The sequence below is a fragment of the Streptomyces sp. NPDC044704 genome (assembly GCF_056433525.1).
This window is the reverse complement of the sequence record NZ_JBWKGY010000019.1, coordinates 1-18,889: the sequence shown is the minus strand read 5'-3', so window position 1 is coordinate 18,889 and position 18,889 is coordinate 1. Positions and strand designations below refer to the sequence as shown.

15 protein-coding genes and 1 pseudogene are annotated in these 18,889 nt (G+C 69.6%); 10 read left to right on the top strand and 6 right to left on the bottom strand.

Features of this window, described 5'->3' with window-relative positions; all coding sequences use genetic code 11:
* Window positions 1-292: 292 nt before the first annotated feature.
* The 3 genes from AC07B0_RS32250 to AC07B0_RS32240 all read right to left on the bottom strand — a co-directional run bounded on the left by AC07B0_RS32250 (window position 293) and on the right by AC07B0_RS32240 (window position 1,658).
* Window positions 293-565: a hypothetical protein gene (locus AC07B0_RS32250; protein WP_478899536.1), complete on the bottom strand. Its 273-nt coding sequence runs from the start codon at window positions 563-565 to the stop codon at window positions 293-295.
* 152 nt (window positions 566-717) lie between these two features.
* On the bottom strand, window positions 718-993 hold the full coding sequence (locus tag AC07B0_RS32245; RefSeq protein ID WP_478899535.1) for an isoamylase early set domain-containing protein: 276 nt from the start codon (window positions 991-993) through the stop codon (window positions 718-720).
* 188 nt (window positions 994-1,181) lie between these two features.
* The gene (locus AC07B0_RS32240) at window positions 1,182-1,658 is read right to left on the bottom strand and encodes an STAS domain-containing protein (RefSeq protein ID WP_478899533.1); all 477 of its coding nucleotides are present in this window, start codon (window positions 1,656-1,658) and stop codon (window positions 1,182-1,184) included.
* A gap of 133 nt (window positions 1,659-1,791) precedes the next feature.
* On the opposite strand from AC07B0_RS32240, the gene AC07B0_RS32235 reads away from it, so the two are divergent.
* From AC07B0_RS32235 to AC07B0_RS32225, 3 genes are all read left to right on the top strand, one after another.
* Complete coding sequence (locus AC07B0_RS32235; RefSeq protein ID WP_478899532.1) at window positions 1,792-2,694, top strand: DUF3626 domain-containing protein; 903 nt, start codon at window positions 1,792-1,794, stop codon at window positions 2,692-2,694.
* Window positions 2,681-3,483 (top strand): IS5 family transposase gene (locus AC07B0_RS32230; RefSeq protein WP_478899530.1). Its coding sequence is split into 2 segments (ribosomal slippage): window positions 2,681-3,022 and window positions 3,025-3,483, totalling 801 coding nucleotides; the frame shifts between segments, so codons are not numbered across the junction. The genes AC07B0_RS32235 and AC07B0_RS32230 overlap by 14 nt, the downstream gene beginning before the upstream one ends.
* Window positions 3,484-3,641: 158 nt before the next feature.
* Entirely contained in the window at window positions 3,642-4,166 is a 525-nt protein-coding gene (locus AC07B0_RS32225) for a DUF402 domain-containing protein (protein WP_478899528.1), read from the top strand.
* A 7-nt stretch (window positions 4,167-4,173) separates the two neighbouring features.
* On the opposite strand, the gene AC07B0_RS32220 is transcribed toward AC07B0_RS32225, so the two are convergent.
* Window positions 4,174-5,217: a DNA polymerase Y family protein gene (locus AC07B0_RS32220; RefSeq protein ID WP_478899526.1), complete on the bottom strand. Its 1,044-nt coding sequence runs from the start codon at window positions 5,215-5,217 to the stop codon at window positions 4,174-4,176.
* Complete coding sequence (locus AC07B0_RS32215; RefSeq protein WP_478899525.1) at window positions 5,217-8,672, bottom strand: DNA polymerase III subunit alpha; 3,456 nt, start codon at window positions 8,670-8,672, stop codon at window positions 5,217-5,219. The genes AC07B0_RS32220 and AC07B0_RS32215 overlap by 1 nt, the downstream gene beginning before the upstream one ends.
* 286 nt (window positions 8,673-8,958) lie before the next feature.
* Between AC07B0_RS32215 and AC07B0_RS32210 the strand changes: the two genes are divergently transcribed.
* From AC07B0_RS32210 to AC07B0_RS32185, 6 genes are all read left to right on the top strand, one after another.
* Complete coding sequence (locus AC07B0_RS32210) at window positions 8,959-10,173, top strand: tyrosine-type recombinase/integrase (protein ID WP_478899523.1); 1,215 nt, start codon at window positions 8,959-8,961, stop codon at window positions 10,171-10,173.
* Window positions 10,174-10,237: 64 nt separating this feature from the next.
* A complete protein-coding gene (locus AC07B0_RS32205; protein ID WP_478899521.1) occupies window positions 10,238-11,341 on the top strand; it encodes a tyrosine-type recombinase/integrase in 1,104 nt (367 codons plus the stop codon).
* 17 nt (window positions 11,342-11,358) lie between these two features.
* Complete coding sequence (locus AC07B0_RS32200) at window positions 11,359-11,712, top strand: helix-turn-helix domain-containing protein (RefSeq protein ID WP_478899519.1); 354 nt, start codon at window positions 11,359-11,361, stop codon at window positions 11,710-11,712.
* Window positions 11,709-14,135 carry a site-specific integrase gene (locus tag AC07B0_RS32195; RefSeq protein ID WP_478899517.1) on the top strand — a complete coding sequence of 809 codons (2,427 nt, stop codon included), beginning with the start codon at window positions 11,709-11,711 and terminating at the stop codon, window positions 14,133-14,135. The genes AC07B0_RS32200 and AC07B0_RS32195 overlap by 4 nt, the downstream gene beginning before the upstream one ends.
* Complete coding sequence (locus AC07B0_RS32190; RefSeq protein WP_478899515.1) at window positions 14,132-14,710, top strand: hypothetical protein; 579 nt, start codon at window positions 14,132-14,134, stop codon at window positions 14,708-14,710. Before AC07B0_RS32195 ends, AC07B0_RS32190 begins: the two co-directional genes overlap by 4 nt.
* Window positions 14,711-15,022: 312 nt before the next feature.
* The gene (locus AC07B0_RS32185; RefSeq protein ID WP_478899514.1) at window positions 15,023-17,359 is read left to right on the top strand and encodes a tyrosine-type recombinase/integrase; all 2,337 of its coding nucleotides are present in this window, start codon (window positions 15,023-15,025) and stop codon (window positions 17,357-17,359) included.
* On the opposite strand, the gene AC07B0_RS32180 is transcribed toward AC07B0_RS32185, so the two are convergent.
* Window positions 17,352-17,972 carry a DUF6000 family protein gene (locus tag AC07B0_RS32180; protein ID WP_478899512.1) on the bottom strand — a complete coding sequence of 207 codons (621 nt, stop codon included), beginning with the start codon at window positions 17,970-17,972 and terminating at the stop codon, window positions 17,352-17,354. The genes AC07B0_RS32185 and AC07B0_RS32180 overlap by 8 nt on opposite strands.
* 91 nt (window positions 17,973-18,063) lie before the next feature.
* Here AC07B0_RS32180 and ku point away from each other — a divergent pair.
* Window positions 18,064-18,623, top strand: a pseudogene (gene ku, locus AC07B0_RS32175) (non-homologous end joining protein Ku).
* The last annotated feature ends 266 nt before the right edge of the window (window positions 18,624-18,889 follow it).

The window sequence follows — 18,889 nt, the reverse complement described above, 5'->3', positions numbered from 1 at the left end:
TGGGATGGGGTGTGGTGAGGAGCGCACCTGCCCTGTCGGTGTCCTTCCTACCCCGGGGTGCTGTCGGCCGGGCATCGGCCGCCGTCACACGTCGCCTCCACGCAGGCGCGGTCGGCAGCATCCGCCTTCCCGAGGTACCGGGCGTCCACCGCCGACATCCGAGTGGTCTTCAGCCGGCCAGGGCGACGAGCCTTCCGTATTCCAGATGGTCTGTCCGCCTGGCGGTGAGGTGGACGTGAACGTCGGAGAGGTGCTCCTTCAGGGCGGTGTACCCGGCCGCGTACGTCTCCTCCTACTCGCCAGCATCCGGCGGCATCCAGAAGATCAGGAGCTGTTCGTTCCTTCGCGTGCCCTCTGGGCTCGCGAAGGACAGCTGGTGGACGACCAGTCGCGGCTCGTTCGCGGGCATGGCCTGCACCAGCTCGTCGTGCGTCAGGTTGCCCTCGACGTCGGGAACCAGAACACCTGCCGCGCATCGCAGGATCACGGTGTTGATCTCCCGCGTCCCCCTCAAGCCGTGCAGGGCGGCGAGGCAGCCTTCCGAAAGGCCGATCGGGGTGTTCAAGTCTCACCTCGGTGGTGGTCAGGACCTGGGCATCACGGTGCGGCAGCCGAGCTGTCGGAGCGGCCCGGCCGGGGGATGGCCAGCTCGACGAGGAGAGCACGGGTGACCACGAAGCCGCTGCTCCCGGCCCGATGCGGACCGGCGCCCCCTTGTCAGGTGCGGATGCGGCTGTTGGTGCCGTCGTGGTGGTCGGCGTGTTCGTCGTCGAACCAGTAGTCACCAGCGGCGAGGTAGCGGAAGGAGTGTGCGCTGTTGGTGGGGAGAGTGACGCTCGCTGCGCGGGTGCCGTCGCCGCGGGGTTCGAGGGGGTGGGCGGCGGGGTCCCAGTGGTTGAAGTCCCCGACCACACTGACCGGTCCCTCGGGGGTCTTCTCGGGCAGGACGAAGGTGACCTGGGTCTTGCCCTTGAGCCGCTTGCGTTCCAGCACAGGTGATCTCCGTTGTAGAAGGCCGGGCCCGTGCAGCCTCGCCTGCGCCCGCGCCGACCGCGGGCCTGCCGGGCGGCGTGCCGTGCGTACATCACCCGACCGGAAGCTGGGGACGGAAAGGGAGAGGCTGCGAGGGAACGGCGGGCCGAGGATGCCCGCGCCCGGGGCGGGGCCCGGCCGGGGTGGCTTCAGCCGGCCGGGCCCAGCCGTGCGTGGACCTCTCGTCGCCCTGTCACCGTGCCATGGCCGACCGTGAGCCGCCCGGTGTGTGGGTCCGTGTGGGGGGCCCATCGCCGGATGCCGACCGCCCCGGTCAGCTGTCGATGATCGGGAAGAGCGTGTCGGCGCCGGTCGTCTCGAGCAGGCGCCGGAACTGGGGCTGCGGGTTGCGGGTAGCGCAGGATGATGCGCCGGTCGTGTTCCGTCGCGGTGTGCAGCGCGTGGATGAGGGCATTAAGGCCGGAGGAGTCGCAGAACGACAGGCCGGACAGGTCGACGACGATCTCGTCCGAGCCGCACGGCCGGGTGATCGCCGCGTGCAGCGCGTCGCGCAGCATCGGCGCCCGGTCGATGTCCATCTCGCCGCCCACGTGTACGACACGGCGCCGATCGTCACCGTTCACCCGCGACCCCTCACCTCTCTCAAGATCTTCTCCGCCGCCCATGATGAGGCAGGCCGGGTGTGAAGGGGGCCTAAGAAGTCGTCTCGATTGGCGTTCAACGCTCTGTGACACCGGAACGGGCTGTTGGCGGACAATCCACGTGCACTGGTTGATCAAGTTGCGGAACACTGTGCGGATGAGCTCCGCAGCCTCCCAGACCTCGCAGGAACGAGCCCTTCGACATGTCGCGGAACTGGCATCGGGCCCTCCGATGGACCCGACGCTGCGGGTGACTCTCAACTTCCACCCGGACCGTCTGCTGCACGGCAAGCCGATCCTGGACACCATGGGCGAGGACGGCGTCTACCGCTCGCAGTTCGTCACGGGGACCAGCAACGGCGGACTGACGGCGCATCCAGGCGGCGACCGGTCGCGCTGGGAGAGCCGGATTTTCGCCGGGGCGTACGACAAAGCCCCTGCTCATGAGCGGCCCGTCTACGGGTCGTTGAACTTCCGTCGAAAGCCGGTCGGTGGGGCGCCGCGGTTCGGCTCAGCCCACTTTCGGCTGGCTGCCGAGACGCTGGCGCGGACCACGTTCTGCTACCCGGACAGTTTCCTTGAACCTTCGGACTTCGGTGTTGCGGACCGCATGGGGCTCCTCGAGCTTGCCCTCGCCGATCGTCAGGACGAGCTTGACGACTACATCGAGGCGCAGGTGCACGGGCCGGTCCGGCCGGACTGCCATGTGGAGGCGCTGGTCCTGGACCCCTGCTACCGAGGCACGACGGTCGAGGCCGCGGCTCTGCGCCTCGGTTGCCCGGTGGAGTGGCACCCCGGCTTCCGGCTCAGGGTTGAAGAACTCCGACGTCACCCCGGCTACCGCGGCCAGGAACACGTCGACTTGGGCACGCAGATCGCGGTCGACGGCGTGCTCGATCCTCGGATCGTCGGAGATGCCGCACGTGCCGGCCGCTATGACCCCCAGGCGGTCAAGAAGGTGTGGCACTACCTGGCGCGATTCGGGGCGCCCTGGAATGACGCTGCCGATTCGGTGAGTCCGGAACTGGTGGAGGGGGCTGTACTCGATGGCCTTCGTTGAGGGGCTGGTGCCGGAGGGGCTGTGGGAGCTGTTCCGGGCTGTGAGACCGTCGATCCCCACGAGGCCGCAAGGTGGTGGCCGTCGGCGAGTCGATGATCGCGCGGTGCTCGCCGCGATCATCTTTGTCGCCACCTCAGGGTGCACCTGGCGGCAGCTGCCGCCGGTCTTCGGGGCCTCATGGCAGACGGTCCACCGGCGGTTCTCCGAGTGGACCGCTGCGCGGGTGTGGGCGAAGCTCCACCGTCTCGTGCTGGACGAGCTCGGCGCCCGCGGGGAGCTGGACTGGTCGAGGTGCGCGATCGACTCCGTGAACATGCGAGCCCTCAAAGGGGGGAGCTGACAGGCCCGAATCCTGTCGATCGCGGCAAGAAGGGCTCGAAGATCCACTTGATTACGGAACGGACGGGTCTGCCCCTCTCTATCGGCATCTCCGCCGCCAACACCCACGACAGCCAGGGTCTTGAACTCCTCGTCCGGGGCATACCGCCCATCCGCTCCCGCCGAGGGCCGCGTCGCCGCCGTCCCGCCAAACTGCACGGCGACAAGGGCTATGACTACGACCGCCTGCGGAAATGGCTCCGCTCTCGGAACATCACGCCACGTATCGCACGCAGGGGAATCGAGTCCTCCCAGCGTCTCGGTCGTCACCGTTGGACCGTGGAGAGAACGGTGGCCTGGCTGTCTGGGTGCCGTCGTCTCCACCGCCGCTACGAACGCAAGGCCGAACACTTCCTCGCATTCGCCGGCATCGCCGCCACCCTCATCTGCTACAGGAGATTGACCAACTGAGACGATCTCTAAAACAGGACGGAGGCCGGGCTTCCCCGACCTCGTGTGCAGGTCCGCCTGCCCTTCGCCGACCCCGACCGCGCCGACGGCGAGCTTTCACTCGTCGCGCGGTTGTGGCGCGGGCACCGTGGCCGACACTGTCCGGCTAGCGTCTTGGGATGGTCGAGGAGAACGCTTCGGTGCTGGTCGACGTCCGGAAGTACGACGGCAGTCTGAGCGCGCGGTGGACAGCTGTCCGGCTGGGTGAGGACGAGCACGGGGTGTGGCTGGGTACGGCTCAGGGTGTTCCCGTCAGTTCGTCGACGGGCGAGGAGCCGAGCCGGTTCGCGTACGTGGTGCTGGTCCCGCGCGGTGGGTGGTGGACGGCCACGTTCTGTGCCGACCCGGGTCCGGAGGTGTACTGCGACGTGTGCACGGTTCCGGATTGGAACGCGGACGGGACCGTCGTGAGCATGGTGGACCTCGATCTCGACGTCGTACGACCTCGGGGTGGCGGGGCCCATGTCGAGGACGAGGATCAGTTCGCCGAACGGCGGATGCGCTACGGCTACCCCGACAGCGTCGTCGAGGCGGCCCGGCAGACCTGCGAGTGGTTGATGGAGAAGGTCCGTCGCGAAGGCGATGGTGGTGGCGACGAACCCTTCGCCTCGGCGTACCGCTACTGGCTCGGCCTTGTCGGATAGGTCCGCGTCAGCGACTCCCGCTTCGGATGCGCAACGGGGTATTCGCCCTGTCCCTTTTGGCGCTGGTGGCGAGGGTGGCGGGTCGGATGGTGCCGGGGCCGTAGCGGGCGCGGGCTCGGTCGGTGACCGCTTCGATGGCCAGGGCGCGGTCGTCGCCGGGGTCGAGGGTGAGTTGTTGGGTGGCTTCGCTCGCCGGTCGGAGGTCGTGTGCGCGCAGGCTGATGGTGCGCACGCGGGCGCGCTGGAGGGCGAGCAGGTCGTAGAGCTCGTAGGCGGTGGTGGCAATCGGCCTGGTGTGGGCGGTGGCTTCGGTGAGAGTGCGGCTGCGGGTGCTGGTGCTGTGGTCGGCGTAGCGGACGGACAGGGCCAGTCCGCCCGCGGCTTGCTGCCCGTCGCGCAGGCGGGCGGCGACCTCTTCGGCCAGATCGAGCAGGGTCCGGCGATGTTCGGCCGGGTCCAGGACGTCGTGCTCGAAGGCCCGGTCGGCGCCAAGGGACTTCGCGATCGGCTGCGTCTGGACGGTGCGCGGGTCCTGTCCGTGGGCGTGGGCGTGCAGGGCGCGGCCGGCGGAGGCGCCCAAGAGCCGGACGAGGGTCGGCATGGGGGTCTCGGCGACGTCCCCAATGGTGTGCAGGCCGTACGTGTGCAGCCTGGCCGCGGTCGCCGGGCCGACGCCGTAGAGGGCAGCGACCGGCCGCGGCCGCAGCCACCGCTCGGCATCCTTGGCGTCGATCACGGTGGTCCTGCCGGGCGGGGTGGCCGCGGCTGCCATCGTGGCCAGCATCCGGTTCGGGGCCACAGCGCACGTGGTCTGCACACCGTGCAGGGCCATCGTGCGCAGCCTGAGGAGGGCAGCCACCTGTTCCGGGGTGCGTTGCCAGTAGCGGAGCGCGCCGGTGATGTCGAGGTGCGCGGCGTCCGGCTCCATCGCCTGCACGCGCGGGGTGATCCCTTCGGCGACGGCCAGGAGCTGCGCGTACAGGTCCGCGTCGTCGCTGCGGGGAAGGTGCCAGTGGGCGTGGAGGATGCGGCGTTCCGTCATGGCGATCATCACCCGGCGCTTCCGGGGCTGGTGTAGCCGAGGCTCTTGAGGTCGGCGGCGCGGGTGCCGGCGGGCTGGAGGTCGGCGTACGGATGGAGCTTGGCGCCGGTGGTTCCGTTGGCCAGGGTGCGCGCGGGGGCGCCGCTCTGCGCGGGGGTGGGGGCGAGCCGGCTCTGGCCGAGGAGGCCGAGGACGGCTGCGGGGCCGTGGTCGCGACGGGCGGCGGCGAGTTCTTCCAGGTCCCACACCATCTGCCCGACGACGGTGCGCCGTGGCCCGCGCGCCTCGACGGTGCCGCGGACGAGCAGGAGCGCGGAGTGGAAGACGGTGTGGGCGACGGCGTCGTGGCTGTCTTCGAAGAACGCGATGTCGACGAGCCCGAAGCCGTCCTCCAGGGTCACGAAGATGACGCGCTTGCCCGACGGGATGGGTGGGGTCTGGGTGGAGGCGCGCACGCCCGCGACCAGGACCTGCTGTCCGGGGTGCATGGTCTTGAGGTGGGCGGCGTCGGTGGCGCCGATCTCGCGCAGCAGCCGGTGGTGGTGGGTCATCAGGTGCTGGGACACGTCGATCTTCAGCACGTCGATCTCGGCGCTGAGTGCCTCGCGACTGGTCATCTCCGGCAGGCCGGACGGTTCGGCGGTGACGAGTTCCCCGCCGAGGGGGAGCTGGCCGTCGGCGGGCCGGGCGCGGGTGTGGGCATGGAGCTCGGCGGTCTGGAGGAGGAGGTCGCGTCGGGTGAGGGGTCCACGCAGAGGGTCGAGGGCGCCGATCTTGATGAGGCGTTCGGCGATCGGCAGGGCGGGTCGGGCGCGCTGCCAGAAGTCCTGGAGGCTGTTGTAGGGCTGGCCGGACGTGATCCGGGCGACCTGGTCCTCGCTGATCCCCTGCACCGACGACATCGAGAGCCGCACTCCCCACACCCCGCCCTGCGTCTGCTCGATGCGGTAGTCGGCGGCGGAGCGGTTGATGTCGACGTTCAGGACGGGCACGTGGTGGCGGCGGGCGTCGGAGACGATCACGCGTGGCGGCCACATGCCGGGATCGTGTTCCAGCAGGCCCGCGTACAGGGCGGCCGGATGGTGGGCCTTGAGCCAGGCCGACTGGAGCGCGGGCACGGCGAAGGCGACGGCGTGCGCGCGGCAGAAGCCGTAGGCGCCGAAGCCCTTGATGATCTCCCAGACCTCGCCGAGGACAGCGGGGGCGTAGCCGCGGTGGCCGGCCTCGCGTTTGAACCAGTCCTCCACCGCGGGCAGGCGGCCGGAGTCTGCGAGCGCGCGGCGGGCGACCTCGGCGAGAGCGCGGTCGCAGCCGGTCAGGACGGCGAACATGTCGATGATCTGCTCGTGCCAGATCGTCACCCCGTAGGTCGAGGACAGGACCGGGATCAGGTCGGGGTGCGGGTACTGGGGGGCGGCGCCGTGGCGGGCTGCGATGTAGAGGGCGGGCATGCCGCCCTTGACCGGGCCGGGGCGGAAGAGGCTGATGTCGGCGATGACGTCCTGGACGTCGCGCGGCTGGAGCCGGCCGACCAGGTCCTGCTGGCCGGGCGACTCCAGCTGGAACATCCCGACGGTGTCGCTCTTGCGGATGAGTTCGAAGGCGCCGGGGTCGCCGAGGGGGACGTGGTCGGGGTTGTCGAGGTCGATCTGCTGGCCGGAGGTCCGGCGGATCTCCTTGACGGCGTGCGCCATCGCGGACTGCATCCGCACGCCGAGGACATCGAGCTTGAGCAGGCCGAGGTCCTCGACGTCCTCCTTGTCGGCCTGCACCATCGGGTACTGGCCGCCCGGGGTCGGCTGCACCGGCAACCGGTCCAGCAGCGTCGAGTCGGACAGGATCACCCCGCACGGATGCATCGCAATCCCCCGAGGCAGCGCGTCCAGGCCCGCGGCGAGTTCCCACAGCGAACCGAACGAGTCTGCCTCGGCAGCGAGCTGCTTCAGCTCCGGGAGCGTGGTGAGTGCGTCGCGGATGTCGCAGGCCCGGATGTGCGGGAACGACTTCGCGATCCGGTCGACGACCTGCGGCGCGATGCCGAGGGCGAGGCCGGTGTCCCTCAGGGCGTGCCGGGCCCGGTAGGTCTCCGGCATCCCAGTCACCGCGACCCGCTCGAGCCCGAACCGCTCGATGATCCGGTCGTAGACCTCGAGGCGGCGCGCGGACTCCACGTCGACGTCGATGTCCGGCAGTGACGACCTGCGCACCGACAGGAAGCGTTCGAAGAGCAGGTCGTGGTCGAGCGGGTTCGCGGTGGCCACGAACAGGGCGTGGTTGACCATCGAGCCGGCGCCCGACCCGCGTGCCGCGACCCGGATGCCCATCGCGCGGACGTCGGCGACGACCTGGGCGACCGCCAGGAAGTACGCCTCGTACTCCAGCTTGCCGATCACCTTGAGCTCGTACTCCAGCTGCTCGACCGCCCGCCGGTCTCCGTCCAGGCCGCGCGCGAACATGCCCGCCTCGCACCGCTGCCGCAGCAGCCGCAACGCGCCGCCCGGCCCCGGCTCGGCTCCCACCACTTCCGGCTCGGGGAAGTGCGGCCGGCCCAGCCCCAGGTCGGCCACCGGATCGACCACACACTCCTCACCGGAGAGCAGGGTCTCCGCGAGCAGCGCGGCCGCGCGGCCCGGGCCGCCGCCGGACGCCTCCGCGATCCGCTCCGCGGCCGACGCCATGCTGGCGCGGTCCTTCAGCCAGCGATCACCGCAGTCCAGCCGGCTGCGGTCGATCGGCCGCAGCAGCCGGGCGGCGTCGAGCACGTCGGCGATGCGGTGCTGGGCAGGGTCGGCGTAGCGGACCGCGTTGGTCAGCACCGCTCGGATCCCCAGCTGGTCGGCAAGGCCGAGTGTGCGCGCGGCCAGCCGCAGCGAGCCCGGTCCCGTACCGGGCACACCCCACCACACCGTCTCCAGCCTCAGGTTCCCGCCGGCCATCTCACGCCAGGGCGCCAGCAGTTGCTCAGCCAGGTCAGGACGCCCGCCCGACAGTGCGCGCACTGGCTCCGATACCGGCCCGAGCAGAACCAGCAGCCCCTCGTCCGCGTACCGGGCGAGCGTCTCCCACGACACCACCGGCGGGCCGCCGGCAGCCGCAGCATGCGCGGCCGACAGCAGACGGCACAGCCGCCCCCATCCTGTGGCGCTCATCGCCAGCAGGGTGATCCGCAGCGGCGGCTCCACCACATGCGCGCCACCGCGCACCGGGGTACGAGGGCGGGCCGTGGACGTGAGGGGAGCCGGTGAGCGGGGGGCGACGGCGACATCGACGCCGAAGAGGGGACGGATCCCGGCGCCCGTGGCCGCCTTGGCGAACCGGACGGCGCCGGTCACGGTGTCGCGGTCGGTCAGCGCGAGCGTGCCGATCCCGCGCTCCGCTGCTCGGCGTACCAGGTCGCGGGGATGGGAGGCGCCGTAGCGGGCGGAGTAGCCGCTCGCGACGTGGAGATGGCAGCCGTTGGTCATGACCCACCTCCCTACGATCGAATGGAACAGTTTCAGCCACTTTGGCCGGAATCTCTCCCTCCAAGATATCGAACTAAAATCGAACAAGGCGAACCGGTTACTCCGAAGTAGGGATGCGATCACCGGACGGACGTCGTCAGCTGGAAGGACGAGGGACCGACTGGAGGAGGTGGCGCCCGTGGCTCGTCCCGTATGGGCCGGAAACCTGTCGTTCGGGCTGTCCCGTTGACTGAACTAGGGAACGTGTATTAGCAGGTCAGGACGGGTTTCTGCTAGCTTCCCGGCCATGCTTGAGACGGGTGGTTCTGCCCGGGATCTGGTCAGCTTCGTGCTGCCGGAATCGGGTGGGTTGGCGGTATCGGCGGATCCGGCGCGGCCGTACGTGTTGCTGGACGCGTCCGGGGCCGTGGTGGAGCCAGTGGAGCGGTTCTTCGATGAGCTCCAAGCCTGTGGGCGGCCACCGACGACGATGCGGTCGTACGGGATGGACCTGCTGAGGTGGTGGCGGTTCCTGGCCGGCTGGGGGCTGGCGTGGGATCGGGTGACGCGGGCGGATGCCCGGGACTTTGCCCGGTGGATGCAGGTAGCGCCGAAGCCAATCCGCGTCCACTGGCGCCAGCGGTCCCAGGGCTCTTCGACTCCGCCTCCGGCACGCCCTCTGGCCGGCTTGCCGAACACGGTGACCGGCCGAGCGGCGCCGGGAGCGATGTACTCGGCCAGGACGCGGGTCCACAGCGAGACGGTGCTGAGGTCGTTCTACGCCTTTCACCTGGAGGAGGGGAAGGGCCCGATCATCAACCCGTTTCCCGAGGGCCGGGACCGCCGCCGCCCATCAGGTGCAGGGCGCTCCTTCCGAGTGCCGAGCGGTGGCCGCTACCGGCCCTCCGTCCCCACTCGGTCGCCGCGGCGGATCCCGGATCACCGGTTCAACGAGCTGTTCGCTGCTCTGAAGTACAACCGGGACCGGGCGTTGCTGGCGTTCTGGGTCTCCAACGGCGCCCGAGCAGAGGAGCTGTTGACGAGCCGACAGCGGGATCCCCTGCCCGGTGATCAGCTGCTGGGGGTGGTCCGGAAGGGCACACGGGCCTATCAGCAGCTTCCGTCGTCCGTAGACGCTTTCGTGTGGCTGAGGCTCTATCAGGAGGAGTCGTGGAGGGCAGGGACGCCACGGGACCTGGCGGCGCCGTTGTGGTGGACGCTGCGGAGGCCGTTTCGGCCGCTGAACTATCACGCCGCCCGAGCGATGCTGAACCGGGCCAACGCCCTGCTGGGGGCGAACTGGACCCTTCACGACCTGCGGCACACGGCCGCGTACCGGATGGCTCGGGATCCGGAGCTGGCGTTGACGGACGTGCAGTGGGTCCTTGGCCACGCCCACCTGAGCACCACCCAGATCTATCTGAACCCTCGGGAGTTGCATCAGACGGGCGCGAAGTCACAGGTCGGCAGCTCACGGGAGGGACGCGAGGCTCTCAGAAGCTACTGCGCGCTGGCGGTCTGACCAGGCATGTTGCCGAGATGTTCCCATCTGATGCATGATCTGCCCTCCAGAAGGGATGGTCTGGATGGTGCATCAGCGCAAGGTCGCCCTGGCCGGGTCGGCTCACCTAGAGCTCGTCTCCGGTGTGGTCCAGCTGCGTCCCGAGGACGCGATGTTCGATGCGATGCTGCGGGGTTGGCGGGCCCAGCAGAAGGCACGGGGGCTTCAGGACGAGACGGTCGAGGACCGGGAACGGCTCATCCGCCGGTTCCACGAGTTCGCGAACGACTACCCGTGGCAATGGACGCCGGCCCACATGGACGAGTGGTCGGTCTGCCTGACCGGTGAGAAGCATCTGGCGCCGTCCACGATCCGCGGCTACCAGGGCATCGTCCGCCTGTTCAGCGAGTTCGTCATCGACAGCCGGTACGGCTGGGTGCCCGCCTGTGAGGAAGCCTTCGGCGCCTTCCCCGTGGCGATCTGCCACGAGTGGAACACCATCCCCCACCTGCAGGACTACGAGGGCAGTCCGGATGCCCGGCCGTTCACGCGTGAAGAGCTGCAGCGTTTCCTTGACTACGCCGACGACCAGGTCGACCGCGCAGTGCGCGCGAAGCGCAAGGGCGCCCTGGCCGCCTACCGGGACGCCACCCTCTTCAAGGTCATCTACGGCTGGGGACTGCGACGGACCGAGACGTCCAAGCTCGACGTCGTCGACTTCGGGCGGAACCCGCAGGCTCCGCAGTTCGGCCGGTACGGCACCCTCAACGTCCGCTACGGCAAGGCCAAGAAGGGCCAGCAGCCCAGGCGCCGGAACGTGCTGTCGGTGATGGACTGGGCCGTCGAGGCGGTCGCTGACTACGTCGAGAACGTCCGGCCGCGGTTCGGGTTCCCCGACCATCCGGCCCTGTGGATCACCGAGCGTGGTGGACGCCTCCAGCCCGGCTCCATCAACGACCGGTTCGAGGCATACCGCGATGCCCTAAAACTCCCAAAGGACTTGGTCCCGCACTCAATCAGACATTCGCACGTCACCCACCTGACCGAGGACGGAGTGGACCGGCGGTTCATCCAGCAGCAGGTCGGCCACGAGTGCGACAGCTCCACGGCGATCTACACCCACGTCAGCGACGACTTCATGAACACTGCCCTGCACAAGGCACTGGCCCCGGCGTTCGCTGGGGTTTGACGGGAAGGACCCTGACGATGACCGCCAAGCTCGACTACCGCTGGCACCTGCGCAAGGTGATGGCGGACCGCGGGATGTTCTCCACCACCGACCTCATCCCGCCGCTGGCCGAACGGGGCATCACCTTGTCGACGAGCCAGGTCTACCGGCTCGTGGTCGAGCGGCCCGAGCGGCTGAGCCTGAAGATCCTCATGGCCCTGCTCGACATCCTGGACTGCCACATGGACGACCTCGTCGAGCCGATCGCCTCGGCCACCGCAGTGAAGAGGCCGAAGAAGGCCGCGGCCGCGGGCACCGCACCGCCCGCAGCGGACGGGCTCGGTGACCTGCGGCCCAAGCGGGCCAGGATCAGGGGTGTCGACCTGCCATGACCACCACCGACCAGCCGGCCCGCGCGGTCACGGACCCCGTCGGCCTGATCACGGACCTGATCACCCGCATCGAGAAGGACCTCGACCCCGCGGCCGTCCGGGACGTGGTCCGCAGTGTTGCCGGTGGCCGCGCGAAGTCGCGCCGGCTCGCCGAGGCCCTGGCGGCCCGGCCCGAGGTCCTGTCCGACGGCAGCTCTCCGGCGCCCCGGGCCATCGGCGACCTGCTGATCGCGCTCCGCAAGGCCGGAGCCACGACGATCTCGCCGCCGGTCTGCCGCGATTGCGGCAAGCACCTGCGGACCTTCCAGCGCCGAGGCCAGGACTGGTACTGCGGGGTCTGCAACCAGGACACCGCCGAGTGCGCCGGCTGCGGAAACCCCCGCCGCCTTCACTCGCGTGACCGGGCCGGCCGACCGCGCTGTTCGATGTGTCCGGACGCCGACCCACGCGACCCGGTCGACGTCATCCACGAGGTGATCACCACGATCAGTCCGGCCGCCGACCGCGAGATTGTCGCCGACGCGGTCCGCCGGTCCGCTCCGCGGCCCTCCTACCAGCAGAAACTGGCCTGGACCTTGGAGAGCAACCCCCGTCTGCTGACCGGCGAGGGACACCTGGCTACCCTTCGCGCCATCCCGCGCTTCATCGACCTGTTGCACGCCGCCGATGTCGTCGGCATCGTCCAGCCGGCCTGCCCACGCTGCCGACGCGTCGTCCGCATCGACAAGCCCCTCGACGGGCAGCGGGTCTGCCGCAACTGCATCGCCAAGTCCCGCATCGAGGAGTGCTCGCGCTGCGGCGCCCGGCGCGAGCCAGCCACGCGCGATGCGGAGGGGAGGCCACTGTGTCCGCACTGCCTGATCACGGACCCGGCCAACCTAGAGGCCTGCATCGTCTGCGGCAAGCGGCGCATGGTCTGCACCCGTACTCCCGACGGGCCGATCTGCCCGAACTGCCGTCCTCTGCCCTCCCTGGTCTGCACGATCTGCGGCCGGACGGCCCCCTGCATGCTCTCGAAGCTGACCGGGCAGCCCCGCTGCGGTCGTTGCGACCAACGAGAAGTGCACTGCACCGTCTGCGGACGCTTCCGGGACATCCACTCCGGCACCACCGACGCCCCTGTCTGCGGGCCCTGCACGAAGCAGGACGCCGAACTCTGGCGCCCCTGCCCGACCTGCGGCGAGGCCGAACGGCTGACCGCACCTGGCCCCTGCCGCCGCTGCACGCTCAAGCAACGGCTCGACGACCTCCTCACCGACGACACCGGCACCATCCCGCCCAAGCTGAAGGCCCTCCACGACGCCCTGGCCGACACCCAGCGGACGGCGACGGCCATGAGCTGGCTTTCGAAGGGCATCGTCTCCACCGTCCTGTCCGACCTGGCCTCCGGCCGGCGCCCCCTGACCCACGAGGCCCTGGACGAACTCCCCGACAGCAAGGTCGTCGAGCACATCCGCACCGTCCTCGTGGCCGCCGACGCACTGCCGCCCCGCGACGAGCAGATGGTCCGCCTCGAACGGCACGTGAAGGACCTCGTCGCCTCCCATGCCACCCCCGAGGGCCGGCAGATCTTGCACCGCTACGCGACCTGGCACCTGATCCGCCGGCTTCGCCGCCGAAGCCGCGGCAACGACATCACGCACACCCAGCTCAACGTCGCACGCGTGCACCTGAGGGCCGCCGTCTATCTCCTGGACTGGCTCACGGACCAGAACCTGACGCTGGCCAGCTGCCGCCAGAGCGACCTCGAACGCTGGATGACCCGCGACGAGACCCGACTTCGAAGGGAAGCAGGCCACTTCGTGCGCTGGGCCCTCGCCCAGAAGATTGCCAGCGACCTCAGCTTCCCCGCCGTGAAGTGGAACGGCCCGTCCCAGGCCATGGACGACGACGCCCGCTGGGCCACCGCCCGCCGCCTGCTGCACGACGACACCATCCGGACTGAAGACCGCCTGGCAGGCCTGCTGTTGCTCCTCTATGCCCAGTGGCCGGCGGCCATCTCCCGGCTGACCATCGGTCATATCGAGGAGACGGCGGCGACGGTCCGCATCCGCCTTGGTGCTGTCGCGGTCGCCCTGCCGGGGCCCGTCGCCAAGCTGGCCCTGCAGCAGGTTTCCGCCCGCCGCAGCCACGCGGCCCTGGCCCAGACCGACTCGCCCTGGCTCTTCCCCGGCGGCCAGCCGGGCCGCCCGATCAGCGCCTGGGCCATGGGCGAAAGGCTCCGCAAGCTCGGCATTCGGCTCGCCGAGACCCGATCGACCGCGCTGTTCCAGCTCGCCACCGAGCTGCCCTCCGCGATCCTCGCCCGCACCCTGGGCATCCACATCAGCGTCGCCGTCAAATGGCAGCGGGCCGCTGCCGGCGACTGGGCCGCCTACGCCGCCGACGTCAGCAACCGCACTCGAAAGGCTCCAGCCCCGTGACCTTCCAGGACCATCTCCGCACCCTTGCCGAGCAAGCGATCAGCTCGATCCCGCCTGGCGAGGCAGAGGACATCTACGTCGTCTCGTTCTTCATCGACAACGAGAGGGACGACCCACGACAGCCCACCCTGACCATCGGCTACAACACTGAAGCCCAGTTCCGACGCACCATCGCGGACGCATCCGACGAGGCGGAAGCCCGCTGGAACTACGCCTTCTGGCTGCAGAACGAGCTCACGGTCATCGGTGACCTCACCCGAGACCCCGACGGAGCCACAGCGCGCCACCGGTGGATCAGCGATCTCGGACTTTGGTACGACGAACCGGCCCGCGCCGAGGACTGGACGACAACCGTCGGACCCATGGCCGCGAAGATCGAGGCCAACTTCAACCAGGCATGCGTCCATCTCGCTCGCGACCTCCACAACGATGGCGTCATCAAGAGCGTGATCGGCAAGCCGATCCCGGTGGTCCTCCACGAACTGGAGTACTACGAGGGGATCGCTCGCCGGACCGAGGCGGCCAACCCACCCGGACTCGCCGACGACTTCACGACCTGGGTCCGCACCGGCTGAGGCATTCAGGCGGTTCCAATACCCGACTCCACCATCACCGGCCGGGCGTGACGAGATCGTCGACGCGGTCAGGGCCCATCACCTGCGCCAGGAGCGGCTGGCACGCATCCCCGCGGTACCGGCGGCCGGGTATCGACCCCAGGCTCTCAACGATCTGTTCGGAGGAACGTTGTGACGGCCCGCGTCCGGCACCTGACAGGCACGCCCCTCGCTGGCCCCGGCGAGCGGCTTCCGGTGCCCCAGGCCGCCGGCGGGCCGCTGGAACGGGCCCGCGCCCGGTTTCCCGCCCGCGTGGCGGGCACCCGGTGGCCGATGACGTGCAGCTCTGCGGACGAGGTGCTTGCCGCCCTCCAGCTGCCGCCGTTCACCGGGGCAAGCGTGAACACGTGTTGGTACCGGCTCACGGGGGCACGGGCGATCCTTACCTGGCTGGCCGGGTTCCCCGGGAGCAGCTGGCAGCAGCGGTGGGAGGCCTCCCCGGCGTCGGCGTCCGCGCGCGGATGGGCCGATCGCGGGCACACCTGGGTCTCCTCGGTCACCGAGGTTAAGCGGCGGTCGACCGTCTTGTCGGGTCTGCTGTTCCTGGCCGAAGCCGACGTGCTGCGGCTACCAGTGTCCTGGCTGGCTGGCCACAGCAGCAACCACCTGCGGGACTTCGTCGAGGAGGTCCGCGATCCAGCCGGCTACGCGCGTCTGAAGGCACACGTCGGGCCGAAGCGGTGGCAAGAGCTCGGCGGCGGCAAGGCCCGCCGGGCACTGGCCCGGATCCTCCTGGCCAAGGGCGGAGGCTTGGCGGACATCACGGTCGGCGACGCGATCGAGCACCACACCGTCGTACGGGGCGAGGGCGGCGGGAGCAGCCTGTTCTACTCGTGGCTGCGGGAGCTGGACCATCTGCCGTCCGACGCACCGGCGACGCTGCGGCTGCTCGGCCGGGTCACCGGCCAGCTCACCAGCGAGCAGTTGGTGGACCGGCACGGTGTGGAGTGCGCGCCCATTCGCGCGCTGCTGATCGACTACCTGGAAGAGCGTCGCCCACGGCTGGACTACGCCTCGTTGGACGGTCTGGCTCGCAACCTGACCAGGAACTTCTGGTCAGACCTGGAGCGGCACCATCCCGGGATCGCCTCCCTCGACCTACCCGTGGACGTGGCTGCCGCGTGGAAGGAGCGTCTGAGGACCAGAATCCAGCGGCGTCGGCGCCGGGACGGCACCGTGGAGGAGACGGTGGTCGAGCGGGCGGACCGGGCCATGGTGCTGATGTCCGTCCGCGCGCTCTACCTGGACGTGGCGCGCTGGGCGGCGGAGGAGCCGGCCCGTTGGGGCCCCTGGGCGGCCCCGTGTCCGATCAAGGAAGCCGAGACCTTGGACGGCAAGCGCACCAAGCGGATCAAGGCCCGCATGGACCAGCGCACCCGCGAACGCCTGCCGGCCTTGGACACCTTCGCGCGGGCCGTCCTCGACCCCCACCGCGACCGCCTGACCTGCCTCGAAGCCCTGCGCGCCGTGCCGCGCGGCACGGCCTTCACAGTCGCGGGCACCACATTTGTCCGCACCAAACACGGCAGGGACAGCGCCCGTGACGCAGCCGGCAAGCTCATCCACTTCGACCTCGCCGAGCACCGCGCGTTCTGGGCCTGGGCGGCGGTGGAGTTCCTGCGCCACACCGGCGCCCGCATCGAGGAGATGCTGGAGGCCAGCCACCACGGCCTGGTCCAGTACCGGCTGCCCACCACGGGCGAGGTCGTCCCCCTCCTCCAGATCGCCCCGTCCAAGACCGACCAGGAACGTGTCCTGCGGGTCAGCCCCGAACTCGCCGACGTCCTCTCCGCCGTCATCCGCCGGGTCCGCGACCCGAAGACCGGCACCATCCCCCTGCTGGCCGCCTACGACTACGAAGAGCGCGTCTGGAGCCCTCCCGCACCACTGCTGTTCCAGTGGGACTGGGCAGGAGAGCGATCCCGCATGACCGGCGAGCTCATCCGAAAAGCCCTGGGAGAGGTCCTCGACTTCATCGGCCTCACCGATACCAGCGGCCAGCCCATGGACTTCGCACCCCACGACTTCCGGCGGATGTTCATCACCGACGCCATCCGCTCCGGCCTGCCACCCCACATCGCCCAGGTCATCGTCGGCCACTCCGACATCAACACCACCATGGGCTACAACGCCGTCTACCCCACCGAGACCATCGAAGCCCACCGCGCCTTCATCAACCGCCGCCGCACCCTGCGCCCCGCCGAGGAGTACCGCACCCCCACCGAAGCGGAGTGGGAGGACTTCCTCGGCCACTTCGAACGCCGCAAACTCTCCGTCGGCACCTGCGCCCGCGCCTACGGCACCGCCTGCATCCACGAACACGCCTGCGTCCGCTGCTCCCTCCTGCGCCCCGACCCCGCCCAGCGCGGCCGGTTGGTGGAGATCCGCGACAACCTCCTCGACCGGATTGCAGAAGCTGAGCGCGAAGGCTGGCTCGGCGAGATCGAAGGCCTGCGCGTCAGCCTCGACGGCGCCGAATCCAAGATCGACCAGATCGACTCCGCGCCGGGCAGAGTGGCGATCAACCTTGGCATGCCGCGCAAGGCCCCGGCTCACCCCGCCCAGAAGACGGGAGCAGAGCAGACGGCTTCCAGCCGTCAGGTCACCTGAGTTCCGTTCTGGCGAAGAGTTCAGCGCACTCGCTGGCGAAGGAACAGAGCTGGTCTACGACCTGCCGGTACTCCTGCGGATCCCGCACCGCGTTCGGCGTGGCAGCAGTCCACTGCTGCCATAGTCCGCCGGGCGCAAGGTATGGCGCTGCCCGCTCGGCCCCAAGGACAGCGTCGAGGTGAAGCAGGGTGCTGAATACCGAGGTTTGGTCCCAGCGGAGGTCGGGTTCAGGCAGGTAGCGATCAAGGTATTCGCAGAGCAGATCGGCGTCCGCGCTGGTACCAAAGCTGGCAAGAGCGATGCAGAGAGAACCTTGGTAAGGGCCTCCGCTGGCCAGCAACAGGTCGCCGATCCGGCTCCGGAACTCGGTCCTCCCGGCCACGGCAACCAGCCAGGAGGCAGTCCTGCGCTCTCGCCACCCGCCCTCGAAAAGGATGGCGAGTTCCGCGGGAGTGATCTCCCCGGCAGCCTGGACCAGCTCTCTCACGAACAAGTCGCGCTCAGGTCCGCTCAACCGCAGTGGGCTTCCGCCCAGCCGCATGTACCGCCGGCCAGGCGTGACAAATCGTCGGACCAGGTCCATCAGCTCGGGGTCGACGCTGGCATAACGCATGGCTGCATCCTTACGCGGGGACGAACCAGCTGCCAGCGGTTTACCCAGGCCCTGAGTAGCGATCGCTAGTTCAGAGAAGGTCAGCCTGCCGGTGGGCCTCTACACCGCCACCGACAGCCACACCATCCACTTCCATCAGCTCCAACGCGGCACCGCCGACCGGATCCGCAACCGCCGGGTGAACGAGCGCACCGGCGACGAAGTGGACCTCTCGGACCTGGTGAAGGGCTACGACACCGGCGAGGAGTAATCCTGGTCGAGCCGAAAGAGCTGGACGACATCGCCCCGGGCCGCTCCCGGTCGCTGGAGATCGCCGGGTTCGTCGACCTCGCCGAGGTGGACCCGATCTTCTACGACAAGACCTACTACCTCGGGCCCCGCGGCAAGGAGTTCGGCAAGGTCTACAGCCTGCTGGAGCAGGCCCTGGCCAAGACCGGAAAGGCGGGCATCGCCACCTTCGTGATGCGCCAGCACGAGTACCTGGTCGCCCTCAAGGCCGAGAACGGCCTCCTCACGCTGCACACCCTGCACTGGGCGGATGAGATCCGGGACCCGAAGCAGGAGATCGACACCCTCCCGGGCAAGGCGAAGGCTTCTGACAAGGAACTGAAGATGGCCGAGCAGCTCATCGGCGCGATGAGCATGACCTGAGATCCCGAGGAGTTCCACGACACATTCCAGGAGCAGGTCGCCGCTCTGATCGAGGCGAAGAAGGCCGGCGAGACCGTGGAGAAGGCCGAACCCCCCGCCGAGCCGACCGGTGTCGTCGACCTCATGGAAGCCCTGCGCGCCAGCGTCGAACGCGCGGGCAGCCCTAGGCAGTGTCTTCAAAGGGGCTTTAGCCAGAGGAACAGGGATGCGATGGTGACGGCTGCCTGGTAGGACTCGCGGGTTTTGTCGTAGCGAGTGGCGATCGC